Origin of the sequence: Microbulbifer rhizosphaerae (assembly GCF_014191725.1) — a bacterium.
Taxonomy (GTDB): domain Bacteria; phylum Pseudomonadota; class Gammaproteobacteria; order Pseudomonadales; family Cellvibrionaceae; genus Microbulbifer; species Microbulbifer rhizosphaerae.
In genome coordinates this window covers 31175-52997 of record NZ_JACHWZ010000005.1, presented here as the reverse complement: position 1 = coordinate 52997, position 21823 = coordinate 31175, and the positions used below count along the sequence as shown (strand labels likewise).

The window sequence follows — 21823 nt, the reverse complement described above, 5'->3', positions numbered from 1 at the left end:
CTTACCACTTTTTGGCCCCGACGCGGGTTTTACCTTAGCGGGATGCGCGAACGGTGGCAATGCGCTTTTCCGCTTAGCCGCCCTCCGGGCGCGGCAGCGCCCGAAGGGCCGCCGACAGGCGGCCGGTTCGGCCGCTGCAAGCGGCTAAAGAAGCGGCTAAAGCGGAGGGGCGTTTGCCCCTCCCGGCCGGCCGCTAGAACGGTGGCGCGGCTTCTTCGATGGCTTCGATCAGGTGCCGGCACTCCTGCCGCAGGTGCTTGACGTACATCTGCCATTCGCCGTCCAGGCGTTCCCAGGCCTCGATGACGCCCCAGCCTTGCGGCAGGTACTCGATGCGCTCCAGGGCGAAGGCGGCGGCGATTAGCTCGCCGGTGCTGGCGCCGGTGGTGCCGGTTTGGCGCAGGCTGTTCGCGGTGTTGAGGATTTTGTCCAGCGGATACGGCAGCTGGTTTATTTCATCTTGGATTGGCTTTGGTATGGCCATGCTTTGCCTCCTTAGTGGCTGTTGTGTGGCCACTTGGCAGAACCTCGCGCGCAGGCCTGTCAAGGCTGCGGAGCGCTGTTCAGCGGAGCACCCGAAGGGCTTGGCCTTGACTGGTTGAGCACGGGGTTATGCTGAGGGGACACACAGCAGACACGGGGTTTCCAGGTGGCACGGACCCCAAGGTAAAAAGCTTTCGCGGCTTGCCGCGGCCTTGAAGTCCCCCCAGCGGGGGGATTTAGGGGGGAGAGATAAACGCTTTCTGCCGCGCTTTTTGCGGCAGGCTTTTTGTGTTCCCCCTTGGGGGGCTAGGGGGGTAAAAAACCAGCCATGCGACCAGCCCGGCCTGCCCGCTTAAAGACTTTACGCGGGCACGGCGTTCAGTGGCGGCAGGAGACTACGGGCACCACAGGGGTTGCTCTACACGGCGGGCAGGCGTTGTTCGGGCGGGGAGGACGAGCGCTTTTTGCGAGGCCGGGGGAGGCATGGCTGGGAAGCGGCCGCTAAAGTGGGATGGGGGCTGGCGCGGGCCTTGCGCTTTTTCTGCAAGGGCCGTGACAGACCCCAGCCCGCTTTTGCAGCCACCTTTTTGCCTGTGCCGTGCGTAGCGCGGCCCGCCGCGTCGTTTGCGGCGGTTGGAACGAACGGTAGGGATTATCCGCCGGCACGGGGCGAGCCTGGCACCTTGGCTTGCGCTGTTTTTTGCAAGCCATGTGACAGGCGGATAAGGGCTCAGCCGGTCCCGTCCTGCTCCTCCGCGCTTTCCGCGTCCAACTGGGCCAGCAATGCTTCCTCGGTCGCCTCCGGTTCTGCCCCGGCAGTTTGTTTTTGTCGCCGGTGGAGACTCGGGTGTGTCAACTCGTGCACCTGCTTGAGCTTCACTATCGACACCTGGGTGTAAATCTCCGTGGTGCCGATGCTGGCGTGGCCGAGCAGTTGCTGGATGTAGCGGATGTCGGCGCCGTTCTCCAGCATTAGAGTGGCCACTGTGTGCCGGAACAGGTGGCAGGCGCCGGTCTTGCCGATGTCGGCCTGCTTGATGTATTTGGCCACGATGCGGCTGAGCCGGTCGTCGGTAATCGGTTGGCCATTGGGTTCCAGGAACAGGTTCTCGGGGTCCGGTTCCACGGCCCAGAACAGGCGCACGTCGTGGAGATAGTGCTGTATCCATTCCACGGCCCTTGCGGCTATGGGTACGAAGCGGTCCTTTTTGCCTTTGCCCTGCCGAACCGCCAGCACGCCCCTGTCCATGTGCAGATCCACCTTGGTGAGGTTGACCACTTCCATGCGCCGGATGCCCGTCGAGTAGAGTATTTCCAGCATGGCGCGGTCGCGGATGCCTTCGCCGGTGTCGGTGTCCGGCAGCGAGAGGATCAGCTCGGCTTCCTCGGGGCTGAGGGTGGCTTTGGGCAATCGCTTTTCCACCCGGGGCAGTTGCAGTTCACTCGCCGGGTTGTACAGCAAGTAGTTCTGTTGCGTGGCCCATTTGAAGAAGCCGCGCAGGGGGATTAGCCGGGCCAGTTGGTTGTGGGCGCTGATGGGGTTGCCGCGTTTGTCGCGGCTGTGGTGCAGGTGTCTTCTGTAGCGCTCCAGGATTGGTTTGGTGACGCTGCTGGCCTTGACGATACCGCGCTCCTGGCACCAGTCGTCGAACTGCCTGAGCGTGGTTTTCCGGTGGCCCATGGTGCGCGGGGAGTAATTCAGGCTTTGCAGGTAGTCGAGGTAGAGGCGGCTAAGGTAGGTGAGGCTCTGATTGTCCATGGCGGTGTCGGAAGTGGTCGGTGGTGAGTGTGGGCGGCGGTCAGTGTGCGAGGGCTTCAACGACGGTACGGCCGTCGGTGTTTTTTGTTGTAGAAGTGCTTTTTGGCTTTTCCTGACTGGTTTCTGTGGAAGCCGTGCCGCTACTGGGCTGCGGTGGTTTTTGTGGCTCCGACATCCCCCCGACTTGGCCCCGACCAGGGGCCGACTTCTCGGCTTTTAGCCCCGACTTCTTTTTGTCGTAGCTGAGTTTTTGCGGATCGATCAGCCCCATCAGGCGGCATTCTTCTTCGTCTTGGCCGTCGAACAGCAGTTCGTATTCGTAGCTCTGGCCACGGCCGCCGCGGTGCACCAGCAGGTATTCCATTTCCTCCAGGCGGTGCAAGTGCACCTTGAGCTGGGTGTTGCCCCAGCCGGTACACTCGCGCACCTGGCGGCGGCTAAAGCGGTAGTCCTTTTGCTCGACCTGCTGGCGCCGGCATTCCTCCGTCACCATCTGCTGGATCAGGCGCAACAGCTTACGAGTCTGCGCCGGCAACTCGTCCAGGGTGCGGCCCAGCACTTCGTGGGCAAGTTTGTTGGCGGTTTCAATGTCCGACAGGGTGACCTCGATGTACTCGATCTGTCGGCCCGCGTGGTGCACGGTTTTTATCTCGCGCTGGTGCTGATGCAGCAGGGCGATGCTGTCGATCAGGGTGAGGTACTTTTCATGGTCGCGGCGGGTGCGGGTTTTGTCGTCCAGGAAGGTGAGACGGTCGGCGTAGGGGTTGATCACGGGCAGCGGCCTGAGTAGACGCTGGGCGTTGCGGTGCAACTGGGTGAGCTGGGTTTTCTCCAGCTTGGCGGTGAGGCCGTCGAGCGTTCGGCGCTTTCTTTGCGCCTGGTGTATCGCTTGGGTCTGTTCCCTGGATTCATTCACTGTGAGCACCAGACAGCGATTCAACAGTTCTTCATCGATGTCGATGGCGGTGGTGGTCAGGAACAGCATCACCGGGCCTTCCACGCGGTATTCCCGCGTTACCAGCTCGCCGGTGGTTTCGTCTTTGCCGGTGCTGGCGATGGTGATCTCGCCTTCCGATTGCAGGAGCTTTAGAGCGTAGCTGGCGTTGCTCGCGCCTTCCTCTTCGGCGATGGCCAGTATCTTATGTTTGAGATTGGTTTCGCCCATGTAGAACAACGATTGCCCGGTCATGGCCGAGTAGTGCACCCGCTCTTCTTCCGGCATCAGGTTCAAGACCGCATCCATCAGCGAGCTTTTGCCGGCGGCGCTGGTGGACTGGATAATCACCGCCAGCGGCCGCTCCAGCTTTCGAGAGGCGCAGGCCAGATAGCCCACCAGTTTGTTGCTCTCCTCGCCCACCACGCCGCAGCGGTCGAAGTCGGTGAGGATGCGGTCGAGCAGGTCGGGGGATTGCAAGAGTTCCAGGGTTTCGCGCTGTTCCCTCTCGCTCAGCTCCGGGGCCAGGTTCTCCGGCTGCTTTTGCAGGTTGCCCTGGATCATCCGCTCTTGAAGGTCTTCCAGCTTGAGCAGGATTTTGCCCAGGTCGGTTTTAAGCGTTCTCTCCTCTTGGGCCAGCTCCAGCGCCGCTAGCTTGATAAAGCCAGCCCGCGCCTTGGCGGCGTAGAAGTCGAAGCTGTCCACGTGCAGATTGTCCCCGCAACTGGCCAGCAGGTTGATCTTGAGCACTTCGTAGTTTTTGTTTTTTTCCAGGCCGCGCACCCGGTACTTCCGGTCGCCGAAGGTGAAGTGCACTTCCCGCTCCGAGACTTCGGCATCCGGTACCGGGTCGGCAGGTGCCTCCGGCACTGCGGCGGCCGGCGGCAGGGGGTCGGGCTCAGGTTCTGGTTGCGGCGGCGCGGGCCTGGGGATCGGCGCCGGCTCCCGGGCGTTCTGATTGAGGGTATCTATCTGCCCGGCCAGGCTTTTGGCCTGCTGCTCGAAGCGCTCCCGGGCGGGATCGGCGGCTAAAGCGGAAGGTGCCTGCTGCTCCAGCTCCAACTGGCGCTCCGGCGGCTTGCCCTGTCCCATCCATTCCGCCGAGCGGATCACCACGCCCAGGCTCTTGCTGGCCGGGGTCACTTCCCGCGCGTACTGGTTAGCGTCCATGCCCTTGGGGAACAGCAGCCGGAAGCAGTCGAAGCCTTCCGCCCGCAACTGTTCCGCCAGCTTGGCGGCGGCGTTGTCGCCGGCCTGGTCGCGGTCGTAGGCGATCAGTACCCGCTGGATACCGGCTTCTTTGAACAAGGCCAAGTGATCGGAAGTGAAGCCAGCGGTGCCGTAGCTGGCGGTGACGTTCCGGTATCCCGCCGCCCAGAAGCTCAGGGCGTCGATCAAGGCTTCGCACAGGATGACTTCCTTTTGGCCGACAAGACTATCCGCATTCCACACGCCAGCGTGCGAACCCGGCAGGTACAGGTGTTTCGGCGTGCCCTTGCGCAAGTCGTCGCGGATCTTGCGGCCGTAGGCCTCCACCACCTGGCCGGCAGCGTCGAAGACCGGCACCACAATCGAGCCATTGAAGTGCTCGTGGCCGCTGTCCCGCAGTATGCCGGTCTGTTGCAGCTTGCTGCGCACCTCGGCACCCGCCTTGCGGCTCTTGGCCGGCAATCGGTAGCCCAGGGTACGGTTGGCAAAGCCCAGCTTGAAGCGCTCGATCAGTTCCCGGTCGCCGAGGCCCCGGCTTTGCAGATAGTCCAGCGCCTCGGGGCTCTGCAACAGGGTCTCGTGGTAGAAGTCCGCCACCTGGTTCAGCAACTGCTGGGCTTCGTCGTCCTCCGACAGCAGCACTTCCATTTTTTGCGCGGTGCTGTGCTTGACCGGCCTGCCAGCCGGGGCGGCCAGCGCCGGGATATCGTCCCGCAGTATCTCCACCGCGTGGCGGAAGCTAATGCCCTGGGTTTTCATTATCCAGTCGATCACGCTGCCGCCAGTGTTGCAGGCCCCCAGGCAGTGCCACAGGTTGGATTGCGGACTGACCACCAGCGACGGGGTGCGGTCGTCGTGGAAGGGGCAGCGACCCACCCTGTCCTTGCCGTGCTTCTTCAGCTCCACGCCGAAGGTCTCCACCAGCCGCTCCAGGGACACCTCCGCCTTGATCCGCTCGATGACCTCGTCCGCGATGCGCGCCATAGCAAAACCCCGTCAAGTATCTTGATCTGTTTATTTTGACACACTATAGTGTCCATGTGTCAACAGCAGAAGCTACCCAGGGGGTACAGTATGGGCACCACGGTCTTTTGGTTGCTCCCCATGGAATTTGTCAAACGCCTGACTACTCTGCGCAAAGAGCGCGGCCTAACCCAGCAAGCCCTGGCCAACGCCATCGACTTACACGTCAACCAGATTAAGCGGTACGAAGCAGGGACAGCCCAGCCTACCCTGGAGACCTTGGTCAGGCTCGCCAAGGAGCTGCACACCACCCTGGATGATTTGGTGTTCGGCGAGGATCACCGCAGCCCCAGCGACGACCTGCGCTTGCAGTTCGAGGCTCTGAGCCAGTTTGACGAGGAGGAACGGAAGATCGCCAAGGCATTGCTGGAAAGCCTGATTCTCAAGCACAACGCCCGGCGCGCCTTTGCAGATGATTTGAAGCCGGCGGGGAGCCGATAAAAGCAAAAGCCCCGGCAGGTTACCCTGCCGGGGTTCTGTTTAAGGAGATGTCAAAAATAGATCTGTCCCTTTTTGGTCCTCTTGGTGTAAATTATAAGGCCTGACACCGGCGCCCTCGCTCAGCGCACTGCAATTTCACCAAGCAGGGTCTTAATTTCTGAGGAAATGGTCTCGCTAACTTTGCTGTCGGCCAATCCGTAATAATAGATAGTTAGCGTATCCCCACCTCCTTTTAAATCATGGACAGTAAACACAATAATCTCGCCATGCTTATATTCATAGAAGTGAACAGGCCGACGCTCTAGCTCGCTAGGCTCCTGTAAAATTTCTTTGCGCAAGGAATGACTATTAGCAATTTGATCAATAAGCTCGACAACTTGGTCTTTGCTCTCCTTGTCTAACTTAATATCTTCTACCCATTCTGGGTCCTTCACATCTACACTTCTCAACGCCATCGCTCCAAGAGCACATAAAATTGCCAACATGACTACTAATACCGCCAGCACACTTTTCTTTACTGTCATATCAATAACCTATCGGCCTATACACCGGGCTCAGCCGTCGCTGGGAATTTACATGTGTATGCGAAAAAAGCCTGTCTCCAATGAAGTTATTTAGATCCGGATAATTACCCGTACCAAGCCCTTCCGTGAATAGCACAATATATCCATTTTCGATGCTTAGTTGATGCCTGACTGTACCCGGATGAAAATCATGCCCCTCCTGCGTAATATTCCAAACAGTAAAATTCTCTCGATCAATCACATGTGTTATTGGGTTGTTACCGAGCAGGACCATCCTTCCATCTTTTGGCTGCCCGGCAAAAATTCCGACAATTGGAACAGACTCCTCGTTAACAACATCTAGAGCTCCGTTCATAGTGCAACTTGCTGATACTTTGCAGAGTCGAGTTGGCCCTAAAGTGTAACGATGATCCTGCCCCTCTTGTGCAGAGACATCACCCCGAGGCCGGTCCTACCTTAGCTTCCGGTTTTCTCCAGTGCAATCAACGGCTTACCGCCCGCGTTCCCCGGCGCCGCCGGCCCCTTACCACTTTTTGGCCCCGACGCGGGTTTTACCTTAGCGGGATGCGCGAACGGTGGCAATGCGCTTTTCCGCTTAGCCGCCCTCCGGGCGCGGCAGCGCCCGAAGGGCCGCCGACAGGCGGCCGGTTCGGCCGCTGCAAGCGGCTAAAGAAGCGGCTAAAGCGGAGGGGCGTTTGCCCCTCCCGGCCGGCCGCTAGAACGGTGGCGCGGCTTCTTCGATGGCTTCGATCAGGTGCCGGCACTCCTGCCGCAGGTGCTTGACGTACATCTGCCATTCGCCGTCCAGGCGTTCCCAGGCCTCGATGACGCCCCAGCCTTGCGGCAGGTACTCGATGCGCTCCAGGGCGAAGGCGGCGGCGATTAGCTCGCCGGTGCTGGCGCCGGTGGTGCCGGTTTGGCGCAGGCTGTTCGCGGTGTTGAGGATTTTGTCCAGCGGATACGGCAGCTGGTTTATTTCATCTTGGATTGGCTTTGGTATGGCCATGCTTTGCCTCCTTAGTGGCTGTTGTGTGGCCACTTGGCAGAACCTCGCGCGCAGGCCTGTCAAGGCTGCGGAGCGCTGTTCAGCGGAGCACCCGAAGGGCTTGGCCTTGACTGGTTGAGCACGGGGTTATGCTGAGGGGACACACAGCAGACACGGGGTTTCCAGGTGGCACGGACCCCAAGGTAAAAAGCTTTCGCGGCTTGCCGCGGCCTTGAAGTCCCCCCAGCGGGGGGATTTAGGGGGGAGAGATAAACGCTTTCTGCCGCGCTTTTTGCGGCAGGCTTTTTGTGTTCCCCCTTGGGGGGCTAGGGGGGTAAAAAACCAGCCATGCGACCAGCCCGGCCTGCCCGCTTAAAGACTTTACGCGGGCACGGCGTTCAGTGGCGGCAGGAGACTACGGGCACCACAGGGGTTGCTCTACACGGCGGGCAGGCGTTGTTCGGGCGGGGAGGACGAGCGCTTTTTGCGAGGCCGGGGGAGGCATGGCTGGGAAGCGGCCGCTAAAGTGGGATGGGGGCTGGCGCGGGCCTTGCGCTTTTTCTGCAAGGGCCGTGACAGACCCCAGCCCGCTTTTGCAGCCACCTTTTTGCCTGTGCCGTGCGTAGCGCGGCCCGCCGCGTCGTTTGCGGCGGTTGGAACGAACGGTAGGGATTATCCGCCGGCACGGGGCGAGCCTGGCACCTTGGCTTGCGCTGTTTTTTGCAAGCCATGTGACAGGCGGATAAGGGCTCAGCCGGTCCCGTCCTGCTCCTCCGCGCTTTCCGCGTCCAACTGGGCCAGCAATGCTTCCTCGGTCGCCTCCGGTTCTGCCCCGGCAGTTTGTTTTTGTCGCCGGTGGAGACTCGGGTGTGTCAACTCGTGCACCTGCTTGAGCTTCACTATCGACACCTGGGTGTAAATCTCCGTGGTGCCGATGCTGGCGTGGCCGAGCAGTTGCTGGATGTAGCGGATGTCGGCGCCGTTCTCCAGCATTAGAGTGGCCACTGTGTGCCGGAACAGGTGGCAGGCGCCGGTCTTGCCGATGTCGGCCTGCTTGATGTATTTGGCCACGATGCGGCTGAGCCGGTCGTCGGTAATCGGTTGGCCATTGGGTTCCAGGAACAGGTTCTCGGGGTCCGGTTCCACGGCCCAGAACAGGCGCACGTCGTGGAGATAGTGCTGTATCCATTCCACGGCCCTTGCGGCTATGGGTACGAAGCGGTCCTTTTTGCCTTTGCCCTGCCGAACCGCCAGCACGCCCCTGTCCATGTGCAGATCCACCTTGGTGAGGTTGACCACTTCCATGCGCCGGATGCCCGTCGAGTAGAGTATTTCCAGCATGGCGCGGTCGCGGATGCCTTCGCCGGTGTCGGTGTCCGGCAGCGAGAGGATCAGCTCGGCTTCCTCGGGGCTGAGGGTGGCTTTGGGCAATCGCTTTTCCACCCGGGGCAGTTGCAGTTCACTCGCCGGGTTGTACAGCAAGTAGTTCTGTTGCGTGGCCCATTTGAAGAAGCCGCGCAGGGGGATTAGCCGGGCCAGTTGGTTGTGGGCGCTGATGGGGTTGCCGCGTTTGTCGCGGCTGTGGTGCAGGTGTCTTCTGTAGCGCTCCAGGATTGGTTTGGTGACGCTGCTGGCCTTGACGATACCGCGCTCCTGGCACCAGTCGTCGAACTGCCTGAGCGTGGTTTTCCGGTGGCCCATGGTGCGCGGGGAGTAATTCAGGCTTTGCAGGTAGTCGAGGTAGAGGCGGCTAAGGTAGGTGAGGCTCTGATTGTCCATGGCGGTGTCGGAAGTGGTCGGTGGTGAGTGTGGGCGGCGGTCAGTGTGCGAGGGCTTCAACGACGGTACGGCCGTCGGTGTTTTTTGTTGTAGAAGTGCTTTTTGGCTTTTCCTGACTGGTTTCTGTGGAAGCCGTGCCGCTACTGGGCTGCGGTGGTTTTTGTGGCTCCGACATCCCCCCGACTTGGCCCCGACCAGGGGCCGACTTCTCGGCTTTTAGCCCCGACTTCTTTTTGTCGTAGCTGAGTTTTTGCGGATCGATCAGCCCCATCAGGCGGCATTCTTCTTCGTCTTGGCCGTCGAACAGCAGTTCGTATTCGTAGCTCTGGCCACGGCCGCCGCGGTGCACCAGCAGGTATTCCATTTCCTCCAGGCGGTGCAAGTGCACCTTGAGCTGGGTGTTGCCCCAGCCGGTACACTCGCGCACCTGGCGGCGGCTAAAGCGGTAGTCCTTTTGCTCGACCTGCTGGCGCCGGCATTCCTCCGTCACCATCTGCTGGATCAGGCGCAACAGCTTACGAGTCTGCGCCGGCAACTCGTCCAGGGTGCGGCCCAGCACTTCGTGGGCAAGTTTGTTGGCGGTTTCAATGTCCGACAGGGTGACCTCGATGTACTCGATCTGTCGGCCCGCGTGGTGCACGGTTTTTATCTCGCGCTGGTGCTGATGCAGCAGGGCGATGCTGTCGATCAGGGTGAGGTACTTTTCATGGTCGCGGCGGGTGCGGGTTTTGTCGTCCAGGAAGGTGAGACGGTCGGCGTAGGGGTTGATCACGGGCAGCGGCCTGAGTAGACGCTGGGCGTTGCGGTGCAACTGGGTGAGCTGGGTTTTCTCCAGCTTGGCGGTGAGGCCGTCGAGCGTTCGGCGCTTTCTTTGCGCCTGGTGTATCGCTTGGGTCTGTTCCCTGGATTCATTCACTGTGAGCACCAGACAGCGATTCAACAGTTCTTCATCGATGTCGATGGCGGTGGTGGTCAGGAACAGCATCACCGGGCCTTCCACGCGGTATTCCCGCGTTACCAGCTCGCCGGTGGTTTCGTCTTTGCCGGTGCTGGCGATGGTGATCTCGCCTTCCGATTGCAGGAGCTTTAGAGCGTAGCTGGCGTTGCTCGCGCCTTCCTCTTCGGCGATGGCCAGTATCTTATGTTTGAGATTGGTTTCGCCCATGTAGAACAACGATTGCCCGGTCATGGCCGAGTAGTGCACCCGCTCTTCTTCCGGCATCAGGTTCAAGACCGCATCCATCAGCGAGCTTTTGCCGGCGGCGCTGGTGGACTGGATAATCACCGCCAGCGGCCGCTCCAGCTTTCGAGAGGCGCAGGCCAGATAGCCCACCAGTTTGTTGCTCTCCTCGCCCACCACGCCGCAGCGGTCGAAGTCGGTGAGGATGCGGTCGAGCAGGTCGGGGGATTGCAAGAGTTCCAGGGTTTCGCGCTGTTCCCTCTCGCTCAGCTCCGGGGCCAGGTTCTCCGGCTGCTTTTGCAGGTTGCCCTGGATCATCCGCTCTTGAAGGTCTTCCAGCTTGAGCAGGATTTTGCCCAGGTCGGTTTTAAGCGTTCTCTCCTCTTGGGCCAGCTCCAGCGCCGCTAGCTTGATAAAGCCAGCCCGCGCCTTGGCGGCGTAGAAGTCGAAGCTGTCCACGTGCAGATTGTCCCCGCAACTGGCCAGCAGGTTGATCTTGAGCACTTCGTAGTTTTTGTTTTTTTCCAGGCCGCGCACCCGGTACTTCCGGTCGCCGAAGGTGAAGTGCACTTCCCGCTCCGAGACTTCGGCATCCGGTACCGGGTCGGCAGGTGCCTCCGGCACTGCGGCGGCCGGCGGCAGGGGGTCGGGCTCAGGTTCTGGTTGCGGCGGCGCGGGCCTGGGGATCGGCGCCGGCTCCCGGGCGTTCTGATTGAGGGTATCTATCTGCCCGGCCAGGCTTTTGGCCTGCTGCTCGAAGCGCTCCCGGGCGGGATCGGCGGCTAAAGCGGAAGGTGCCTGCTGCTCCAGCTCCAACTGGCGCTCCGGCGGCTTGCCCTGTCCCATCCATTCCGCCGAGCGGATCACCACGCCCAGGCTCTTGCTGGCCGGGGTCACTTCCCGCGCGTACTGGTTAGCGTCCATGCCCTTGGGGAACAGCAGCCGGAAGCAGTCGAAGCCTTCCGCCCGCAACTGTTCCGCCAGCTTGGCGGCGGCGTTGTCGCCGGCCTGGTCGCGGTCGTAGGCGATCAGTACCCGCTGGATACCGGCTTCTTTGAACAAGGCCAAGTGATCGGAAGTGAAGCCAGCGGTGCCGTAGCTGGCGGTGACGTTCCGGTATCCCGCCGCCCAGAAGCTCAGGGCGTCGATCAAGGCTTCGCACAGGATGACTTCCTTTTGGCCGACAAGACTATCCGCATTCCACACGCCAGCGTGCGAACCCGGCAGGTACAGGTGTTTCGGCGTGCCCTTGCGCAAGTCGTCGCGGATCTTGCGGCCGTAGGCCTCCACCACCTGGCCGGCAGCGTCGAAGACCGGCACCACAATCGAGCCATTGAAGTGCTCGTGGCCGCTGTCCCGCAGTATGCCGGTCTGTTGCAGCTTGCTGCGCACCTCGGCACCCGCCTTGCGGCTCTTGGCCGGCAATCGGTAGCCCAGGGTACGGTTGGCAAAGCCCAGCTTGAAGCGCTCGATCAGTTCCCGGTCGCCGAGGCCCCGGCTTTGCAGATAGTCCAGCGCCTCGGGGCTCTGCAACAGGGTCTCGTGGTAGAAGTCCGCCACCTGGTTCAGCAACTGCTGGGCTTCGTCGTCCTCCGACAGCAGCACTTCCATTTTTTGCGCGGTGCTGTGCTTGACCGGCCTGCCAGCCGGGGCGGCCAGCGCCGGGATATCGTCCCGCAGTATCTCCACCGCGTGGCGGAAGCTAATGCCCTGGGTTTTCATTATCCAGTCGATCACGCTGCCGCCAGTGTTGCAGGCCCCCAGGCAGTGCCACAGGTTGGATTGCGGACTGACCACCAGCGACGGGGTGCGGTCGTCGTGGAAGGGGCAGCGACCCACCCTGTCCTTGCCGTGCTTCTTCAGCTCCACGCCGAAGGTCTCCACCAGCCGCTCCAGGGACACCTCCGCCTTGATCCGCTCGATGACCTCGTCCGCGATGCGCGCCATAGCAAAACCCCGTCAAGTATCTTGATCTGTTTATTTTGACACACTATAGTGTCCATGTGTCAACAGCAGAAGCTACCCAGGGGGTACAGTATGGGCACCACGGTCTTTTGGTTGCTCCCCATGGAATTTGTCAAACGCCTGACTACTCTGCGCAAAGAGCGCGGCCTAACCCAGCAAGCCCTGGCCAACGCCATCGACTTACACGTCAACCAGATTAAGCGGTACGAAGCAGGGACAGCCCAGCCTACCCTGGAGACCTTGGTCAGGCTCGCCAAGGAGCTGCACACCACCCTGGATGATTTGGTGTTCGGCGAGGATCACCGCAGCCCCAGCGACGACCTGCGCTTGCAGTTCGAGGCTCTGAGCCAGTTTGACGAGGAGGAACGGAAGATCGCCAAGGCATTGCTGGAAAGCCTGATTCTCAAGCACAACGCCCGGCGCGCCTTTGCAGATGATTTGAAGCCGGCGGGGAGCCGATAAAAGCAAAAGCCCCGGCAGGTTACCCTGCCGGGGTTCTGTTTAAGGAGATGTCAAAAATAGATCTGTCCCTTTTTGGTCCTCTTGGTGTAAATTATAAGGCCTGACACCGGCGCCCTCGCTCAGCGCACTGCAATTTCACCAAGCAGGGTCTTAATTTCTGAGGAAATGGTCTCGCTAACTTTGCTGTCGGCCAATCCGTAATAATAGATAGTTAGCGTATCCCCACCTCCTTTTAAATCATGGACAGTAAACACAATAATCTCGCCATGCTTATATTCATAGAAGTGAACAGGCCGACGCTCTAGCTCGCTAGGCTCCTGTAAAATTTCTTTGCGCAAGGAATGACTATTAGCAATTTGATCAATAAGCTCGACAACTTGGTCTTTGCTCTCCTTGTCTAACTTAATATCTTCTACCCATTCTGGGTCCTTCACATCTACACTTCTCAACGCCATCGCTCCAAGAGCACATAAAATTGCCAACATGACTACTAATACCGCCAGCACACTTTTCTTTACTGTCATATCAATAACCTATCGGCCTATACACCGGGCTCAGCCGTCGCTGGGAATTTACATGTGTATGCGAAAAAAGCCTGTCTCCAATGAAGTTATTTAGATCCGGATAATTACCCGTACCAAGCCCTTCCGTGAATAGCACAATATATCCATTTTCGATGCTTAGTTGATGCCTGACTGTACCCGGATGAAAATCATGCCCCTCCTGCGTAATATTCCAAACAGTAAAATTCTCTCGATCAATCACATGTGTTATTGGGTTGTTACCGAGCAGGACCATCCTTCCATCTTTTGGCTGCCCGGCAAAAATTCCGACAATTGGAACAGACTCCTCGTTAACAACATCTAGAGCTCCGTTCATAGTGCAACTTGCTGATACTTTGCAGAGTCGAGTTGGCCCTAAAGTGTAACGATGATCCTGCCCCTCTTGTGCATTCTCCTTCGCCTTCTCCGTATCCTTTTTCTTCTGTTCGGTAGCCCCATCGTCATCTGGCGTGGAGTCTGCCGGAGTGGAAGGTGCACTAGTCTCACAGCCCCAATAGTTGCATCTCGGCTCATACGGAAAGAGATTCCAGTCCGAGTTATCATCACAATGATTAACTATTACGTTGTCACCGGTTCCGGTCCAAGTGTCACTGTCATCACATGGCACCCACTCATAACCACTGGGATCAATCAAACTCAGCGGATCATTCATCACATAACTATACCGATTCCAACTCTGGCTGTAACCGGGCGCCTGCACAATCGGGTCCGGGCTCAGGAAGCGACCCAGTGTGGGATCATAGACACGTCCGTTCATATGAATCAACCCGGTCCTGTCCAGATGCTCGTGCCCGGTGAAGCCTCTCCTGGTAGTGATGCCCTGGGCAGCGAGCAGGTCCTGGATTTCCTCTTCGCTTAGCTCGCTCTGCCAGTCCGCGCCCCTTCTCGCCCCAAAGGGTTCGAAAGCGGTGTCCAGGATAACCAAGCCGGTTTCATCGGTGACCTTTTCGACGGAGCCTAGGTGGTCCCGGTGCAGGTATTCCCGGAATATCTCCTGCACGCCGTCGTGGCGGTAGGCGGCAATATGCACCACGTTAGCATCCAGCGTGGTTTTCTCGATGCGCTGGTAGTCCGGATCGTTGGCGGGAAGCTGTTCCTCGAAGTTGCCGAGGATAAAGGCCTTTTCCGTGCGCAGTTGCTCCGCGGTGGTATCCCACCAGCTGGTTTCCCGGTAGAAGCGGTTGCCGTTGGGGCCGTATTGGAACCGGTCCCTGGCGGTGGGTGTTGTGGTGGTTTTGCTGTCGCCGAGAACGATCTCGGTGGGCAGTTGCCGGGCATTCCAGGTGACCCACTTGTCGTCGCCACTGGCGGCGTCGTAGTGGGTGATGGCACCGTTCAAATCGTAGTGCAGTATGTGGGCCACCCCGTCGATATCGACCTTGCTGACGGCGTTGGGGCCGGCGTTCTGGGTCTGCTCGTACTGGTAGCCGGTAACCTGGGTATCGCCCGGGTGGCTGCTGGTCTTGCTGGTGATATTGCCCAACTTGTTGTAACGGGTGCTTAGAGTCCTGACGCCGCCACCGGCGGTGACGGTGGTGTCGAACAGGCGATTGAGGTCGTCGTAGGTGAAGCTCTCGTCTTTGTCGATGGTGCCTCCGGCAGTGCGGGTCAGGCGGCTTTCCAGGGTGCCGTTGCTGCGCCAGTTGTATTCGTTGTTCTGAATGCTGCCTCCGCCGGTCTTGATGGTGGACAGGCGGCCGGTAACGGGATCGTAGGTCCGGGTGGTGACCAGACCGTTGCCGTAAACCTCCTGCTCCACCTGGCCGCGGGCGTTGAGCTGGTTGAAGGTTTTGAGAGGATTGTCGTCCTGGTCGCGGATTTCGTGCAGGTATCCCCGCCCGTCGGTGCCGTAGTCGTAGGTCGCGCTCGCACCATTGACCGATTGCTGGTGCCCGTCGTCGTAGCTGGGATAGACAACCTTCTTGAGGCGCCCTTGATCGTCATAGTCATATTGGTGGGTATAGGTACGGCTTAGACTACCGGCCTTAAGGACTGTGCTGACAGACTGCAGCTTGGCGTCGATGTAGCTATAGCTTTCCGAGAAGATGGTGACACCGCCCTGGGTATAGCTGCGGCTGCCGAGTGCACCCACGCCGTTGGCCGGGTCGTAGGTCCATCGAGCGGCGCCGTCCGCATCCGTCTGGGTGAGGAGGCGGCCAAGTTTGTCATAGGTGTAGCTGATGAGCTGGCCCTTGTTGTCGGTTTGATCGTCCAGCTGGCCCAGTGCGTTGTAGGTGCTCTTCACAGTGCCCAGGTTGGGATCTGTCAGTTCGGTGCGATAGCCGGCCAGATCGTAGTCGAAGCTGGAGACGAAGTTGCCGTTGTCGCCGGTTACCGTGACTGTTTCCGGAAATCCGCTGCCGTAGTAGGTGTAGCTGGTAGTGACCTGATCGGCAGTACCTGCCGCGTCGATGGTTTTATCCAGGTCGCCGGTGACCAGATAGTAGCTTTCCTTGACCTGGGTTTCTTCGAGATTTCCATCCGCGTCCAGCACTTGTTCTTTGACCTCCACCTTGACGCGGCCGTTGTCTACCGAGTAGCTGGTGGTGACCCGCGCGCTATCCGGCTTCTTCAGTGTGCGCACCCGGCCGCGGTTGTCGAACAGTTCGACTGCGGTAAAGGGCGGCAGGCTTTCGGTAGAAGGGTAGGGTTCCGTCTGGTAATCGAGGCGGCCCTGGGCGTCGTAGCCGAAATCCCGCCGGGAGGTACTGCCGTCGAAGCCCTCGATATCCTCGCGCAACAGGCGGCCGAGGGTGTCGTAGTAGCGGATGACCTCCGGCGTGATGGGGGAGTCGGTGGTGAGCTTATACCGGGGATTGACACCCTTGACGGATTCGCAGCCACTGCAGGCTTCGTAGGTGCTAGTAAAGTGCACCAGATCGGGATTATCGCGCGTCTCCTCGCGGCCGAAGGCGTCGTAGGTGATCGTGGTCGTGCGGGTGTTGGCATCGGTGACCGAGCTTACGCTGCCGAACCGCTCGTCGTAACCCACGGTAATCTGCTGTGCAAGCGGGTTTTCGATTTTGGTGGGATAGCGGTTGTCGAGGAATTCCAGTACCCGGGTGGTGTGGGTCGCAATATCGACGCCGAAGACCCCCTCGCTCTCGAGGTTGCCGTTGCCGTCGTAGGTGTAATCGACCTCGAGTTCGTACTCCGAGTCTCCGGGATATTGCACAATGCTTGCAGGCCTGTTGGTGCCGGGCCAAGGGGTCGCGATCACGCGTTTCTCCCGATCCAGGTCTCCGCTGGTGTCTCCACGGTAATGGCGCACTGTTTCGAACTCGGTGAAACCGATCAGCCAGGGGCTGGTGCGATTGAAGAAGTCTGTGGAAGTTTTACTCGAGCGCAGCACGTCGGCACCGTCGATCTGCGCCGGCTTGACCTCGCCCCAGAAAGCCGGGTCGCTGTCATCCACAGTAGCGGATTTGACGATGCGCTCGGTGGTGGTGCGGCGCTTGACCAGTGCGCCGAGGCTGGCATCCGGGGTTTCCGTCCCCAGAGAGGCTGTTCGCTCGCGATAGCCCAGCAACTGCTTGCCTTCGAGTTGGGTCTGGAGGGACTGCTTGAGATAGGGCGCTTGCAAAGTATTGCCGCCGGCAGCCAGCTCGACGGAATCGTAGTGAAAGCGCTGGCTGGTAAGCACTTCTCCGGAGGCGCAGTCGCCGTCGCACTGCAGCAGGCGGGCGGTGGCGCCGAAGTGGGGGAAGTCCTGGCGGAACTGGCGGTAGGTGATGATGCCGCTCTCCAGGTCGTGGATCTTCTGCGCGTGGAAGCCGAGGAAGCCCCAGTTGTTGCTGCTCATCAGGCCGGTGCCCTGGTAGCGGTACTGGGTTTCGTGTACGCCGCCGGTGAGGCCGTTGGAACGCTTGACCTTGCTTACCACCAGTCGATAGATGCCCCTGTCCGGCAGTTGGGGATCGGGGTAGCTGGGTGGCAGAGGATAGGCACCGGGCACGGAAATGCCGCTCTCCGAACCGAAGGGGCTGCTGACGATAAAGCCCTCGGTCTCGTTCTTGGCCAGCACCCGGTAATGGAATCCGGTAACGGCACCGAGGCTGTCGGTGATGTCTTTGACACCGGTCTGGAAGTCGATGTTGTATTCGAACTGGCCGGGCTCGCGTTCCTCCCAGTTGAACTTCAGCGGTTCCAGACAGTGATCCGCTACACCAATTTCGGTGAAGCCGCACAGTTGCACTTCCTTGAGGCGACGGTAGCCATCGATCTGCCCTTCGTCTTCGGAGATCAGGCGGTATTCGCGCAGGTCGTTGTTGTTGATCCGAACCAGGATACGGTAGAGCAGCACCAGTTGCCCCTGGTCGATGGCCTCCGAGAGCGGCTGGGGCGGGGCGTCGGTGCGCAGGCCGTATTCGAACTGGATACTCGCGTCGCCACCGTTGCCGTAGACAATTTCCAGCGGGTAGTTGATGCCCTCGGACAGGTCGCGGTGGTAGCGGTACTCCATATTGTTGCCGAAAGCGTCGGTGACCTTGCTGATGCTCCAGGCGAAGTAGGGCGATTGTCCCACCTTGAGGCGGCTCTCCGGGGTGCTGCCGAATTCCAGGATGCGACCATCCGCGGCCTTTACCTGGAACCAGGGCTTGCCCTCGGCGGTTTTCTTGAGTTCGATCAGCCTGGCGCTGTCGCGCAGGGTGCGGTACACGGCGCCCGCCTGCCAGTGCGTCCCGTCCACCAGTACCAGTGGTTCGCCGTTCAGGCAGAGGGAGTCGCTGTCGTTCAGTCCGATTTCCACTGCACTGCCATCCTGGCCGGTGATGCAGCGGCGAATCTGGGAAAAGCCGGTCAGGCGCCAGCCGTAACCGAGGATATCTTCGGGCAACTGCTCTCTTTCCCGCTCGTGGTAGCGCAGGCCGGAGTAGTTCAAGGAAATATTCGGCACCAGGCCGTTGACCCCGGGGGCAGCTTTTACGGGAATGCGGATCATTGCATCGCCGGTGCTGGTGACATCGGTGCTGTAGGGCGTGCTGCCGGGTACGGTATTCGTGGAGGTAGCCAGCACGTCGACGATACCCTCCGGATTGTGAATCTTGACCCAACCGGAGGTCCGCCAACCGGAGCATTCCCCAACCTCGTTGCAAGCAGTCACCCGGTACTGATATTGATCGTTCAGCTCTACCTGGGCACTGTAGCTGCCGCTATCCGGATTTTCCGCGTCCGGAGTGATATCGTCCCAGCCGTCGATGCCACAGCCATCCTTACCGGCACGGCATCGTTGCTCCAGCTTGTAGTCCGCCACCGGCCAGGAGTCGTCCGGCTGCTCCCAGCTCATGGCGATCTGGCCGTAATTGCGATCCAGCGGTGCGGTGACCCACTTGGGTGTCAACGGCACGGGAACCGGGATATCCACGGGTACAGACACGGTTTGCGCGCCGCTCCACGCGGGGCAGCCCGCGGGTATGGGGCCGTTGCAGGCGCGGGCCCGGAACAGGTAGGTCCCCTTGCTGCCCTCGGGCAGATCGACCTGCTTGGAGGTGCCGCTCAGGTTGTTGGAGCCGCAGGTGTCGAATCCATAGTTGGTGTCGTCCGGCTCCTTGCACTGGAGCTGGTAGACCAGATCCTCGTAATCGCCGTCGCCGGAATAGGAAACCGCGTCCCATTTCATATAGAAGGTACTTTTGGGTGCGGCCACAGTGGAGTGGAGGTTTTTTACTTGGTCCGGTTTGTTGCGCACCGTAGCAATGCTCGAATATTTCCAGTCGCTCCAGTTGGAATAGCTTCCCACGGTGACATAGCTGCGCACCCGGTGCCGGTAGTCGCCGTCCGGCAGCCGGCTTTCTTCGTGCAGGTTCTCCGCGGCGACGCTGAGGTTGGTGGTTTCGAAGGAAGGCGACGGCTTCCATCCCTGCCAAACGCCACCCTCCAGGCGGAAATTCTGCTGGACCTGGTAGCCGGTTTTCTTGGGCGGCTCGCTGGCGGCGCCCCATTTGACGGTGAATTGGCCGTTGGTGTCGGTGGTGCCACTTTCTACATATGGGGTTACGGTGCCGGTGGGGTTGGGTTTTAGGGTAACGGCAATGCTTTTTACCGCTGATTTTTCGCTCCTCATTGTCGGGCTATCGTAGGGATAGGTCCCGTAGTAACGGTAAAAAAGAGTTGCATAATATTCATAACCAGCCGAACCCCTGTTTACGGTCAGAGAATAGCTACTCTGACTTGGCACACCCCCGACTAACCCTTTCCATTCACCACCATTTTTTCTCTCGTAAATATGGAATTCACAATAATAATAATCTTGATAATCATAGTTATAGCCATCACATAACTGTGAAGTTGTGACCTTAATGGTGTAGTTTCCATCAACACTTCGAGAGCCATCGCTGATAGATAGGGTAGCTGCGGCCAGCGCCGGAATGGCCATGCCGCAATAAACACACAGCAATAAGGCAGCCTTTCCCCAAAACGTAGACCCCACCCCCAAAACTCGCATGGCAAACTCCCTTCTCAACTCGCAAATAACGTCAATTTATTGTTTTTTCAAAAAACAAGAGAGAAGACTTATAACACGCCGCCCGATAACAGGTCGATCACACGTCATTACAGCTTTGGTTGATTTCTAACCTAACGCTATTCTTATTCTTCACCGAAAAATCGCCGCTGAACCCGCCGCCATTCCCCAAGCGCCGCAGGTGTGTGCAGGCACACGGTCACCCGCTCAAAATCCCCCGCCTCAGCGGTTAATACAGTAAGCGCCTGGTGCGCGGCAATGGAGTGGGGAAAGCGGTTGGTACCTGCTCCCAGGGCGGGGAACAACAGGCTGCCGAGACCTTTCTGCCGCGCCAGGGCCAGCACGCTCTGGTAACAGCGGCGCAACTGTACCAGCGCCTGCACGCCCCACTGGTCGCCGCTGCTCCATTGGGGTGTCACGGTATGCAAAAGATACTTTGCCGGCAAGCCGTAGGCGCGGGTCAGGCGCGCCTCGCCCACGGCGCATTCCGGCTGCTGAGCGCAGGCCGCCGCCAGCGCCTCGCCACCGCGATCGTAGATCTGCGCCGAGAGGCCGCGCCCGGGGATCAGGTGCTTGTGCGCCGGGCACACCAGTGCGTCTGCACTCATGGTCAGGATATCGCCACAAGTCAACTGCAAGTTCGTCACAATCTGCCACACCGTTCTTATTTATCCTGCTGATACTATAGTCCCGCTCTTTGGCGCAAAGGCGAATCGCAATATACTGGGCGCCCCCGATCGCGGGGCCACCTTGTTATGTGTCTTGGGGATGGCCGCGACAAGCTCTTTGCCATCGGCGGCCGGGAAACATCGAAGGGTTAACAAAAGCACTCAAAGTGCCGCAGCAGTGCCGGGCTGGTGACAGCCGGATGGGAACAGGCCCGCACAACAATAGGAACCCATGAACACCGCACATAACAATAACTACCGGGACCCGGTTCGCGAAGCGCTCCAGTTGGAGCTGCGCCGGCGCGTGCAGGCCTCCGGCTATATGCTGATTTTCTCCCTGGCGATCACCGGTGCCATGGGCGTGATCGCCCTCACCAATGGCGATCTCCTCCAGGCCTCCACCCTGTTCGGCGTGGCAACGCTGATCCTCGGGGCCTATATCACCGTCAACCTGGTGGGCCCGAGTAGCAAGACGCCGCTGCTGGTGGGCACCCTGCTGTTGGTACTGTATTTCTACCTGCTGCTCTCCGGCGGGGTGAACAACACCGGGCTGATGTGGGCGGTGATGCTGGTACCCGGCTTTATCAATTTGTACGGCTACAAGGCGGGCACCGCGACCCTGGTGGCCATCGGCGGCGCCACCGCACTGGTGCTGTTTTACCCGGACTTTCCCGGCATGACCGCGGAATACGACACCGCCTACCGCGCGCGCTTTATCGCCGTGTTCGGAGCCCTCACCGCGCTCACCGCGATTCTCGACAGCAGCCGCCACCAGACCCAACAGATGCTGCACACCCTGACCCAGGAGCTGGAGAACAGCGCCAGCACCGACGCCCTCACCGGGCTGGCCAACCGGCGCGAGGCCTACCGCGCCATGCACGAGCTGGAGCGCCGCAATCGCCATCTGTCGGGCCGCTACACGGTGCTGATCGGCGACCTGGACAACTTCAAGACCCTCAACGACAACTATGGCCACGCCTTCGGCGACAGGGTGCTGCAGGACGTGGCGGAAGTGCTGCGGAAGAACACCCGCACCGACGACATAGTGGCCCGCTGGGGTGGCGAGGAATTCCTGATTCTGCTGCCCAATACCGATCTCGACGGCGGCGGCATATTGGCTGAAAAATTGCGCGACCGGGTGGAGGCGCTCAGTCAGAAATACGATCCGCCGGTCAAGATCTCCATCAGTTTCGGCGTCGCCGAGGGCGACCCGTCCAGCGCCACTCACGGCCAACTGCTGGCGGAGGCGGACGCGCGCATGTACCGGGCCAAGGATCGCGGGCGCAACCGGGTGGTGGCGGTTTGATTCGGGACTCGGGGAGCCCCCGATAAGCCCCAAGGCAGCCAGTACTGTCACAGTACTTACGGTTGCGCTCAATTCTGTA

General features: G+C 59.9%; 14 protein-coding genes. 3 read left to right on the top strand and 11 right to left on the bottom strand.

From position 1 onward, the window contains the following. Positions 1 to 193 precede the first annotated feature (193 nt). The 3 genes from FHS09_RS06380 to FHS09_RS06370 all read right to left on the bottom strand — a co-directional run bounded on the left by FHS09_RS06380 (position 194) and on the right by FHS09_RS06370 (position 5369). On the bottom strand, positions 194 to 484 hold the full coding sequence (locus FHS09_RS06380) for a hypothetical protein (protein ID WP_183457913.1): 291 nt from the start codon (positions 482 to 484) through the stop codon (positions 194 to 196). A 729-nt stretch (positions 485 to 1213) separates the two neighbouring features. Next, positions 1214 to 2242 carry a site-specific tyrosine recombinase XerC gene (xerC, locus tag FHS09_RS06375; RefSeq protein WP_183457911.1) on the bottom strand — a complete coding sequence of 343 codons (1029 nt, stop codon included), beginning with the start codon at positions 2240 to 2242 and terminating at the stop codon, positions 1214 to 1216. Positions 2243 to 2282: 40 nt separating this feature from the next. After that, positions 2283 to 5369: a CHC2 zinc finger domain-containing protein gene (locus FHS09_RS06370; protein WP_183457909.1), complete on the bottom strand. Its 3087-nt coding sequence runs from the start codon at positions 5367 to 5369 to the stop codon at positions 2283 to 2285. Positions 5370 to 5489: 120 nt separating this feature from the next. On the opposite strand from FHS09_RS06370, the gene FHS09_RS06365 reads away from it, so the two are divergent. Then, positions 5490 to 5849, top strand: a complete 360-nt coding sequence (locus tag FHS09_RS06365) for a helix-turn-helix domain-containing protein (RefSeq protein WP_221191834.1) — start codon at positions 5490 to 5492, stop codon at positions 5847 to 5849. Between the two features lie 119 nt (positions 5850 to 5968). Here FHS09_RS06365 and FHS09_RS06360 read toward each other — a convergent pair whose 3' ends face one another. From FHS09_RS06360 to FHS09_RS06340, 5 genes are all read right to left on the bottom strand, one after another. Further along, entirely contained in the window at positions 5969 to 6373 is a 405-nt protein-coding gene (locus tag FHS09_RS06360; protein ID WP_183457905.1) for a hypothetical protein, read from the bottom strand. Between the two features lies 1 nt (position 6374). After that, positions 6375 to 6728 (bottom strand): hypothetical protein, encoded by a 354-nt coding sequence (locus FHS09_RS06355; RefSeq protein WP_183457915.1) that lies wholly within the window; start codon positions 6726 to 6728, stop codon positions 6375 to 6377. 360 nt (positions 6729 to 7088) lie between these two features. Further along, entirely contained in the window at positions 7089 to 7379 is a 291-nt protein-coding gene (locus tag FHS09_RS06350) for a hypothetical protein (protein WP_183457913.1), read from the bottom strand. Positions 7380 to 8108: 729 nt separating this feature from the next. Then, complete coding sequence (xerC, locus tag FHS09_RS06345) at positions 8109 to 9137, bottom strand: site-specific tyrosine recombinase XerC (protein ID WP_183457911.1); 1029 nt, start codon at positions 9135 to 9137, stop codon at positions 8109 to 8111. A gap of 40 nt (positions 9138 to 9177) precedes the next feature. Continuing rightward, positions 9178 to 12264 (bottom strand): CHC2 zinc finger domain-containing protein, encoded by a 3087-nt coding sequence (locus tag FHS09_RS06340; protein ID WP_183457909.1) that lies wholly within the window; start codon positions 12262 to 12264, stop codon positions 9178 to 9180. 120 nt (positions 12265 to 12384) lie between these two features. Between FHS09_RS06340 and FHS09_RS06335 the strand changes: the two genes are divergently transcribed. Beyond that, on the top strand, positions 12385 to 12744 hold the full coding sequence (locus FHS09_RS06335) for a helix-turn-helix domain-containing protein (protein WP_221191834.1): 360 nt from the start codon (positions 12385 to 12387) through the stop codon (positions 12742 to 12744). 119 nt (positions 12745 to 12863) lie between these two features. On the opposite strand, the gene FHS09_RS06330 is transcribed toward FHS09_RS06335, so the two are convergent. The 3 genes from FHS09_RS06330 to FHS09_RS06320 all read right to left on the bottom strand — a co-directional run bounded on the left by FHS09_RS06330 (position 12864) and on the right by FHS09_RS06320 (position 20417). Next, positions 12864 to 13268, bottom strand: coding sequence for a hypothetical protein (locus FHS09_RS06330; RefSeq protein WP_183457905.1), 405 nt, complete (start codon positions 13266 to 13268; stop codon positions 12864 to 12866). 1 nt (position 13269) lies between these two features. Next, complete coding sequence (locus FHS09_RS06325; RefSeq protein ID WP_183457903.1) at positions 13270 to 19371, bottom strand: RHS repeat-associated core domain-containing protein; 6102 nt, start codon at positions 19369 to 19371, stop codon at positions 13270 to 13272. A 524-nt stretch (positions 19372 to 19895) separates the two neighbouring features. Beyond that, positions 19896 to 20417, bottom strand: a complete 522-nt coding sequence (locus FHS09_RS06320) for a macro domain-containing protein (protein ID WP_183457901.1) — start codon at positions 20415 to 20417, stop codon at positions 19896 to 19898. A 253-nt stretch (positions 20418 to 20670) separates the two neighbouring features. Between FHS09_RS06320 and FHS09_RS06315 the strand changes: the two genes are divergently transcribed. Continuing rightward, the gene (locus FHS09_RS06315; RefSeq protein WP_183457899.1) at positions 20671 to 21744 is read left to right on the top strand and encodes a GGDEF domain-containing protein; all 1074 of its coding nucleotides are present in this window, start codon (positions 20671 to 20673) and stop codon (positions 21742 to 21744) included. The last annotated feature ends 79 nt before the right edge of the window (positions 21745 to 21823 follow it).